Source organism: Enterobacter sp. 50793107, assembly GCF_001463365.1.
In the GTDB taxonomy this organism is placed as follows: domain Bacteria; phylum Pseudomonadota; class Gammaproteobacteria; order Enterobacterales; family Enterobacteriaceae; genus Enterobacter; species Enterobacter cloacae.
Map to the genome: position 1 here is coordinate 1 of NZ_LNII01000084.1, position 7974 is coordinate 7974.

Below are 7974 nucleotides of genomic sequence, written 5' to 3' on the forward strand. Positions count from 1 at the left end.
AGTACCAGCGTACGGCCCACAGAATGATGTCACGCTGAAAATGCCGGCCTTTGAATGGGTTCATGTGCAGCTCCATCAGCAAAAGGGGATGATAAGTTTATCACCACCGACTATTTGCAACAGTGCCAGTTTGCGTGCAATACGGTTTCCCACGCCCCAGATCTCTTCGACCGGCTGCAGTGAAAGCAGTTTCCGCGTTCGCTGAGGATTCCCCCTGGTCAGGGCGAGCACACCACGAAACTGTTTCCACTCCTTTGAGGCCCACTGGGCTGATTTTGCCAGGGTTTTCGTCGGCCCGGCACCCACGCCGATGGTCAGACGGGTACAGTCATACACGTGCTGGCGCAGCTGCCGGCCGAAGTCCTCCAGGTCCATGCAGTGCTCAACGCCGGTCAGGTCGAGGAACATCTCGTCAATCGAATACTGTTCCACCCTTGGGGCCAGCTCCTCCAGGCAGCTCATCACGCGCGCTGACATCGAGGCATAAAGTTCATAGTTGCTTGAGAACGCGTATATTTTTTCCGGATACGTTTCGTTTTTCATCTGAAACCACGGCATGCCCATTTTGATCCAGGGCTTTGCCTCGGCACTTCTTGCGATAACGCAGCCATCGTTATTACTGAGCACCACAACCGGCTTTCCTTTCAAATCCGGGCGGAAAACACGTTCGCAGCTGGCATAAAAGCTGTTCACATCGGCCAGGGCAAACATCAGTACATCTCCCTCGGGCGGTGGATGATGTGCGTGACGACGCCAAAGATATCCAGATCGTCCGGGTCGGGATAAATCGGCGGCCAGGCGGCGTTCATTGGCTGCAGCGTCAGTCGTGGCGTCAGCAGAAGCCGTTTAACCGTAAACTCCCCCTGCACACTGGCCACAACAATATCGCCGTGCCGGGGCTTCTCTGCACTGTCCACAACCAGCAGATCGCCATTGTAAAGGCTGCCGTCGGACATGCTGTCACCGCTGGCACGGAGATAGTAAGTCGCGCTTGGGTGCCGTATGCAGTAATCATGGAGATCCAGGTCGGACTCGACATAGTCAGCGGCAGGGCTCGGAAAACCGCAGCTGGCCAGGTCTGCAAACAACGGATGGGCCTGTGGCGGGAGTGCTTTCCCGGTGCTGAAAAGCTGCAGTTTCATCTTTCCTCCTGACGTCTAAATATACTGGATATGCATACAGTATATTTAACAGCGTGAGGATAATCCAGATCACCTGCTTCATGAACAGGGTGAGTAACCTAAGTTACTCAAAATGCTATTTAATATCATTATGGAACATTTAAATTACTCATAATGAGAAGTATGGCTTTTATTTTGCCATTTTGCTCTTATAATATGTATCAAATTGAGTTTAATTGACGGAGCATAATGATGAATATTTACTGCGATGATGGTTCAACTAATGTTAAGCTGGCATGGTTTGAAGGAAACGAGCTGCAGACCCGGGTTTCTGCTAACTCCTTCCGGCATGGCTGGAAAGTGGCGGAATTCAGTGCCGCAACGTTCAACTATCAGGTGGGCACGCTGAAATACACCTGGGACAGCGTCAGCCGGGATGCCATCCCGACAACAAACGTGGAATACCAGTACGGTGATCTCAACCTGCTGGCCGTGCATCATGCCCTGCTGAACAGCGGACTTGAGCCGCAGCCGGTGAGCCTGGCCGTGACGCTGCCCCTGAGCGAGTATTATGACGGGGACTGCCAGCGGAACGAGGAGAACATCCGACGCAAACGAGAAAACCTGATGCGTGAGCTGGTTCTGAATAAGGGCAGGGCATTTACCGTAACGGACGTGAAGGTGATGCCTGAATCACTGCCGGCGGCGTTCTCCCGTCTCGCGGAGCTGAAGCCCGGACCCGCTGAGACCACCCTGATTATCGATCTCGGCGGAACCACGCTCGATGCCGGCGTGATTGTCGGACAGTTTGATGATATCAGTGCGGTACACGGCAATCCGTCTGTCGGCGTGTCACAGGTCACCCGCGCAGCTGCAGGCGCGCTGCGGGCTGCAGACAGCGAAACCAGCGCGCTTATTGCTGACACGGTCATCCGCAACCGCAATGATCGTCAGTATCTGCAGCGAGTGATCAACGATGCCGGAAAAATTGACGATGTTCTGAACAAAATTACAGAGGCAATCACTTCCCTGGGCGCGCGTGTCACCAGTGAGCTGACGGTCTTCAGGAGCGTTAACCGGGTATTCCTGGTCGGGGGAGGGGCATCCCTCATTGAAGAGGCTATCCGTCAGGCCTGGCCTCTGGCTCCTGACCGTATCGAGGTTATCGGCGATCCGCAGCTGGCGCTGGCCAGAGAGATTGCCCTTTACAATAAAGAGGACTAAACGTGCCGGACGGCCAGTATTCTTTCTATCTGCACAGCGACGATCGCACCGACATCACGGCGATGGCGACCATCAGCACCATCTCACAGCCCCTGCGCGGTGACTTCATTCGGACCGCCGCCACCGCCGGGGCGGTGATGTACCAGACGGATGCCCGTTTACCGGCGCTGATCCCGGTGTTCTTTGACGGACATCTGAGTGCCATCCGGCTTTGTGCCGTGATGGCGCTGGTATCCGGCACCTGGTCTTCACTCTCAGGACTTCCTGATGAGCCTGATGGTGGCGTTGCTGCTCTGGCCATGTCACCGGAGACCGAATACCAGCGCCGGCGTTACACCCTGACGCTTCAGGATGACCGGAGCAGTGAACGGGTTGAGCGTGTGCTGACGGGCGTGTCATCCCGCCTGCGCGGAGAGCTGCTGAGAAACCTGATAATCACCGGTCTGGCCCTGCATACGACCGCACCGGAGCTGCCGCGTCTGCTGGCCAGCATGCCGGTACCGCCCGGCACGGTCAGCGAGTTGCAGGTTCTGGTTCAGCAGATGGCCGATACGGCTGACGTGAGTATGGCTGCAGTGCCGGCGAAACCTGCGGAGCCTGCCGCACCGGTATCCGCTGAAGCGACCAGCATAAAGAAAAATATGCGCCGGGCATTCGGAGACTAGAGCATGTCAGTGATTAAACAAAAAGCAGTGCAGTGCATTCATAACTTTCTGCGGGCCCGGAACGTGCCTGAATCTCAGTGGCCGGAACGGGTCAAAAAGACCGGCAGGGGAATGATACTGGCTGGCGTGGCCGTCGTGGTTCCTGGCGTTCTGGTTGATAACATCTCACTGCCGGTGACAATCGCGATGCAGGTCTGCTATGCCTCACTGATCGGCCTCGGGGTTCTCCTGGCGTTTGACGAGAAAAAACCAGAGGGGCGGGGATGAATATGAACATTAACCTGAAGGAAACAGTATGCAGCTTGAAGAACTGACAGGAGACGAACGTACGCTGGTCGTTGTGGCACTGCAGGCGTTGTTCCGCGAGAGATTATCCGCATCAAATGCCGTCTTTACGGTATGTAGCCTGTCCGGAAAAGAGCAGCCGCCGGAAGATATTTTTGGGCTGCGTGAAGTAGAGGATGCGCTGAGACGTATTGGTGCAGCTCCTGCGCGTTAAATCCGGTCCCGTACACTTCAGAAAAAAACGGCAGAGTGACATCTCATCCCTGCCGTCAAAACTAAACGCTTAATTTTTCGGCGATTATAATGTATTGTTTTGTGATGTAAATCACATTTTAATTTAATGTGAAATTTTTCCTCCGCTTTATATCTCCCGTAAAAAATTACCCGCCGTGCCTTCACGCTAACCCGGCCGCTGCGGTCGCAAGGGTTCACGTTGTCTCCGTCCTCACCCGTTCGCGCCCTGCACGGTGCATTCAGCCCGTGAAGGGCTTGCGCTGCGGCTTCGGCGTCTCCCTGGCGTCCTCCGCTTTACGCCGTGTTTTTGTGGCGGCACGGCGCAAGAGGGTGCCGGATGCTGAGGACACAACCATGTTCAGACTGACCTGTATTGAACCCGATAACGGCGAGTTTGCCGTCTATATCAATCACCATTACCTGGGGAGTGAAGATGCCAGCGGAGAGCGACTTTCTCTGGGGGAGGTTCTGGAGCAGCTCTCCCTGCTGCCGGGCGTGGAATTACAGACCCTGCTGGAACCCGTACCGGAGTGCGATGACTGGTGCTGGAACGACATCGCCGATCGCGTCCTGCCGCCGCGTCCTGCATGTCGTGATGATGTGACGGTAGCAGGGCTCATCGCCAGGCTGAAGCAGTACCCACCGGATGCACTGTGTATGGGGACGTTCTGGCTGGAAGATGATTTTCTGTCGCTCGATAGCAGTCTGTCGGAGGAGGAAATTGCAGAAGCCATGCGTATCGGCGACCACAGCCACGATGCAGGCATCGGTTTTAATTGGGACACGCTGCAGTTCGCTATCGACCACGTGAAGGGGCGCTGAAAAAAAGGACACCATCCGGGGAGGGGGTGTCCTGAAGCCATGCAATTCGTTACAGGTGAAAACCCTTAAGATGTTTTCGGCGCTGATAATCACATAATCACTTCGCACTTTCACCTGCCATATATCCGAATCAAAAAAAAGACGTCTCCGGTCGGGGACGTCCTGAAATCAAAGGCACACATGTCAGATAACGGCGCGAATCCATTATCAGCGTGCATTCTGCCATACACTCACGTACTCATCAGCTACCAGAACCGGTACCGAAGGATGTCGGTTCCCTCCGCCTTATTGCCGCCAGCCGGCGGCGTGTTCAACGCCGTGCCTTCACGCTAACCCGGCTGCTGTGGTCGCAAGGGTTCACGTTGTCTCCGTCCTCACCCGTTCGCACGTTTCACGGTGCATTCAGCCCGTGAAAGGCTTGCGCTGCGGCTTGCGGCGTCGCCCCTGCGCCCTCCGCTTTTCGCCGGGTTTTTGTGGCGGCACGGCGCAACAGGGTGCCGCATATCAGAGAGGAGTGTGTCTATGTCCCGTTTTATTCTGGGTGACTGCGTGCAGGTGATGTCCCGTTTTCCGGCACGTGCCGTCGATTTTATTCTTACCGATCCACCGTACCTGGTTGGCTATAAGGACCGTACCGGCCGCACCCTGGCCGGGGACAACTCTGCCGAATGGCTCCAGCCCGCCTGTCATGAAATGTACCGCGTGCTGAAAAATGACAGCCTGATGGTGAGTTTCTATGCCTGGAACCGCGCGGATCTGTTTCTGAATGCGTGGAAAACGGCCGGTTTCCGGGTGGTTGGCCATATCGTCTTTGCCAAGAGCTACGCCTCAAAATCGACGTTCGTGGGTTACACCCATGAGAGCGCCTACCTGCTGGCGAAGGGAAGGCCGCAAACCCCGGACCGTCCCATCCCGGACGTGATCCCCTGGAAATACACGGGCAACCGACATCACCCGACGGAGAAGCCGGTGCAGAGCCTGCGGCCGCTGATTGAATCGCTCACGCGTCCGGGGGCTATTGTCCTTGACCCGTTCGCCGGCAGCGGCTCCACCTGCGTGGCCGCCGCCGAAGCCAGCCGCCGCTATATCGGGATCGAGATGCTTGAGCAGTACCACGCCGCCGGCGTTCGACGTCTGGCACAGGTTGAACGGGCAAGAAGGATGCCGGCGGCCAATGACGGCGCGTTTTACCCCGACTGGCCGGAGGCGGCATGAACTACCCGGGCCTTGAACACCTGCGCGCGGACGTGGCCGCGCTCAGCAATGCCATGTGTGACGTGCGGATGCTGCTGAACCGCCTCGAATCGCAGCACCGGCACGACGCGGCAACGCTTACCGAACGTATGGCTGCGCAGACTCTGCGCCGGATCAACACCCTGCTTCTTGAAGCCTACCGCGAAGCCCTGGTGCTGGACGAAACCTTTCAGGACTGACTGACCCTGCCGGGCTGATGCCCGGCCTGTAACCCCTTACAAGAGAGAACAAACGATGTACGGAACCCGCGAAGAACTTTGTGTACAGCTTAAAAACATGTTCACGTTTGACGAACCCCTGGTCCTGCTGGTCTGGACGGAAGAGGGGATTAGCGTGGCCTGCCGTGAAGCCCAGCCAGAACCGGACGGGGCTGAAATCCGGAATCTGATGAAGGCGATCGGCGAAATGAAAATGACGCAATACCGCCAGGAGGGGGTAAATAATCTGACTGTCAGCGATCTCCTGGCCCGTCAGTGGGAAGTGGCAAACCGTCAGGTGAGTGTTCCGGCGGTACTCCTGTCCCGCGTCCTGCGTAACTATGAATGCGAGCTGGAAAACCGGATCGGTATGGCCTGGGAAGCCGGGCGGCAGGAGCCTGAATCCGTCAGGAATGAGCTGAAGGACGTTCACGCATTACAGGAGACGCTGGCCGCGTAAGGGAGAGAGCCGGGGTAACGCCCCGGCAACCGGTGGCCATCCACTGCGAAAAGGATGTCAGTGCCTTTCGCTTTTATCCGCCGCTGCCCTCCGGGCCACGTCGGGACAATGAAACTCCTCTGAAGCTCCGTGCGGTGACGGCATGCGCCGTGACTTCACTGTAGCCCGGCCGCATCGGCCACAGGGGTTCGCTTACGCCTCCGTCCTCACCCGTTCGCACCCTTCACGGTGCATTCAGCCCGTGAAGGCTTTGCGCTGCGGCTTGCGGCGTCGCCCCTGTGTCCTCCGCTTTTCGCCGGTTTGTCGTGTCGTCACGGCGATGCCGGAACCGAGAATATGTTAACCGTGGAGGATCTATGAACCAGACCGTGACCTGTGATGCTGTTCGTCTTGAGGGTGCGCAGCGCCTGACTTTCCTGCCTGATTTGTTTGGCGGCGATTTTATGACGTCCGAGGCATCCGTGTACGCCTACGCCCAGCGTTACTGCCCTGAGTATCAGGGGGGATTCTGGCAGTTTTACCGGCTGCCGGAAGGCGGCGGATATATGGCGCCTGACGTGGAGAGCCTGACCCTGTGCAATCCGGACAACTGGTTTGAGGAGACTGTCAGCGGGGAAGTGGCGGGGATCATCCTCACGGCGCTGGTACTGAATCACCGGAGCTGGCACCACAGCAACCATGACCATGAAGAACTGTGCCGCCACTTCTGCCGTCGCTATGAGCAGCTTATGGCATTTGCTGACACCCATCCGGAAAGCGCCACCATCTGGCGTGCCCTTGACTGACTGACCACGGGCGGTGATGCCGCCCGATAAAAGGAGAAAAACATGATTGGTACAGCAAGAGAAATTGCCCTTGAAATGTTCAGACATTCCGACCTCGATGGCGAGAAATACGTTTTCGCCTGCTGGAATCGAAATGACATTCGTTGCGTCTGCCTTGACTGGGATTTAACCGATGAGGAACTGGATGAAGTCCTGCGTCGGCTAAGTTCATGCCTTGAAAGTGGCGCGGATATCGGCCAGATACGGGCGATTGTCGAAACCATGCTCGATGAGCGACGCGAGAAGCGAACCGTGACTATTCCCGCGAAATCGCTGGCCTTAGTCATGCAGCTTGCAGGACGGGAGATGCAACGTATCGCAGTATGCGCGGAGGATGGCGGCGGATCAGCTGAAGAAACCCTGAAAGAAGAAAACGACGTCATGATGCGCCTGCGCGCGGCGCTCGATGCCTGACAGAGAAACCGGAGGCATTGCCTCCGGAAACAGAACAAAAGGAGAACACCTTGCAACTGTCACCGGAAACCCGCAGCATCCTGCGCCAGTATAAAACACTTATCAACGAGCGACGTCGCGAATCCGGACTCAGCCCCGTAACCACAGCTAAAGTGCTTGAAGAGATCTGCGAATCGGCTACCCGCCAGTGCGCCGTCTATCTTTGCGGCCACTTCATTCTCCAGGGCGGTCAGGGGGATGCACAGTAAATAATCCGGGCGGGGCATAGGCGCCGCCTGTTCGCGCGCGAAAACCCTGTCATCCCTTCGGGCTGACGGACGGTAAGGCCAGCGCCTGCGGCGCTGCCCCCTCCCGCCCGGATGTAAGCCCGGAGAGATGCAGATGAAAGGCATTGTGAGGGCAAATTGTCACGGATGCGGTCCTGCGTGGCGTGGCGTGGCGTGGCGTGGCGTGGCGTGGCGTGGCGTGGCGTGG

General features: G+C 57.1%; 12 protein-coding genes and 1 pseudogene. 11 read left to right on the forward strand and 2 right to left on the reverse strand.

The annotated features are described in order from the left end of the window. Positions 1-117 precede the first annotated feature (117 nt). Positions 118-711, reverse strand: a pseudogene (locus APU11_RS13055) (DNA polymerase V subunit UmuC); the annotation flags it as partial. Then, a complete protein-coding gene (umuD, locus tag APU11_RS13060; protein ID WP_013087136.1) occupies positions 711-1142 on the reverse strand; it encodes a translesion error-prone DNA polymerase V autoproteolytic subunit in 432 nt (143 codons plus the stop codon). The pseudogene APU11_RS13055 and the gene umuD, both read right to left, overlap by 1 nt. Before the next feature lie 231 nt (positions 1143-1373). Between umuD and parM the strand changes: the two genes are divergently transcribed. From parM to APU11_RS26870, 11 genes are all read left to right on the forward strand, one after another. Continuing rightward, on the forward strand, positions 1374-2345 hold the full coding sequence (gene parM, locus APU11_RS13065) for a plasmid segregation protein ParM domain-containing protein (RefSeq protein ID WP_077681920.1): 972 nt from the start codon (positions 1374-1376) through the stop codon (positions 2343-2345). A gap of 2 nt (positions 2346-2347) precedes the next feature. Further along, the gene (locus APU11_RS13070; protein ID WP_013087138.1) at positions 2348-3010 is read left to right on the forward strand and encodes a plasmid partitioning/stability family protein; all 663 of its coding nucleotides are present in this window, start codon (positions 2348-2350) and stop codon (positions 3008-3010) included. A gap of 3 nt (positions 3011-3013) precedes the next feature. Continuing rightward, on the forward strand, positions 3014-3277 hold the full coding sequence (locus APU11_RS13075; protein ID WP_013087139.1) for a hypothetical protein: 264 nt from the start codon (positions 3014-3016) through the stop codon (positions 3275-3277). Positions 3278-3305: 28 nt separating this feature from the next. After that, positions 3306-3509, forward strand: a complete 204-nt coding sequence (locus APU11_RS13080) for a hypothetical protein (protein ID WP_013087140.1) — start codon at positions 3306-3308, stop codon at positions 3507-3509. Positions 3510-3883: 374 nt separating this feature from the next. Next, a complete protein-coding gene (locus tag APU11_RS26850; RefSeq protein WP_013087142.1) occupies positions 3884-4351 on the forward strand; it encodes a hypothetical protein in 468 nt (155 codons plus the stop codon). A 522-nt stretch (positions 4352-4873) separates the two neighbouring features. Further along, entirely contained in the window at positions 4874-5566 is a 693-nt protein-coding gene (locus APU11_RS13095; RefSeq protein WP_013087143.1) for a DNA methylase, read from the forward strand. After that, positions 5563-5784, forward strand: a complete 222-nt coding sequence (locus tag APU11_RS13100; RefSeq protein WP_013087144.1) for a hypothetical protein — start codon at positions 5563-5565, stop codon at positions 5782-5784. Before APU11_RS13095 ends, APU11_RS13100 begins: the two co-directional genes overlap by 4 nt. Positions 5785-5839: 55 nt before the next feature. Further along, positions 5840-6262, forward strand: coding sequence for a DUF1380 family protein (locus tag APU11_RS13105; protein ID WP_013087145.1), 423 nt, complete (start codon positions 5840-5842; stop codon positions 6260-6262). Between the two features lie 356 nt (positions 6263-6618). After that, on the forward strand, positions 6619-7047 hold the full coding sequence (locus tag APU11_RS13110) for an antirestriction protein (protein WP_013087148.1): 429 nt from the start codon (positions 6619-6621) through the stop codon (positions 7045-7047). Between the two features lie 42 nt (positions 7048-7089). Then, the gene (locus APU11_RS13115; RefSeq protein WP_013087149.1) at positions 7090-7500 is read left to right on the forward strand and encodes a DUF1380 family protein; all 411 of its coding nucleotides are present in this window, start codon (positions 7090-7092) and stop codon (positions 7498-7500) included. 50 nt (positions 7501-7550) lie between these two features. Further along, positions 7551-7748, forward strand: a complete 198-nt coding sequence (locus APU11_RS26870; protein ID WP_071888820.1) for a hypothetical protein — start codon at positions 7551-7553, stop codon at positions 7746-7748. Positions 7749-7974: the final 226 nt, after the last annotated feature.

Bases quoted from the DNA above. Each gene is read 5' to 3' on its own strand.
- umuD (WP_013087136.1), bottom strand. From the start codon at position 1,142: ATGAAACTGCAGCTTTTCAGCACCGGGAAAGCACTCCCGCCACAGGCC.
- parM (WP_077681920.1), top strand. From the start codon at position 1,374: ATGAATATTTACTGCGATGATGGTTCAACTAATGTTAAGCTGGCATGG.
- APU11_RS13075 (WP_013087139.1), top strand. From the start codon at position 3,014: ATGTCAGTGATTAAACAAAAAGCAGTGCAGTGCATTCATAACTTTCTG.
- APU11_RS13080 (WP_013087140.1), top strand. From the start codon at position 3,306: ATGCAGCTTGAAGAACTGACAGGAGACGAACGTACGCTGGTCGTTGTG.
- APU11_RS26850 (WP_013087142.1), top strand. From the start codon at position 3,884: ATGTTCAGACTGACCTGTATTGAACCCGATAACGGCGAGTTTGCCGTC.
- APU11_RS13095 (WP_013087143.1), top strand. From the start codon at position 4,874: ATGTCCCGTTTTATTCTGGGTGACTGCGTGCAGGTGATGTCCCGTTTT.
- APU11_RS13100 (WP_013087144.1), top strand. From the start codon at position 5,563: ATGAACTACCCGGGCCTTGAACACCTGCGCGCGGACGTGGCCGCGCTC.
- APU11_RS13105 (WP_013087145.1), top strand. From the start codon at position 5,840: ATGTACGGAACCCGCGAAGAACTTTGTGTACAGCTTAAAAACATGTTC.
- APU11_RS13110 (WP_013087148.1), top strand. From the start codon at position 6,619: ATGAACCAGACCGTGACCTGTGATGCTGTTCGTCTTGAGGGTGCGCAG.
- APU11_RS13115 (WP_013087149.1), top strand. From the start codon at position 7,090: ATGATTGGTACAGCAAGAGAAATTGCCCTTGAAATGTTCAGACATTCC.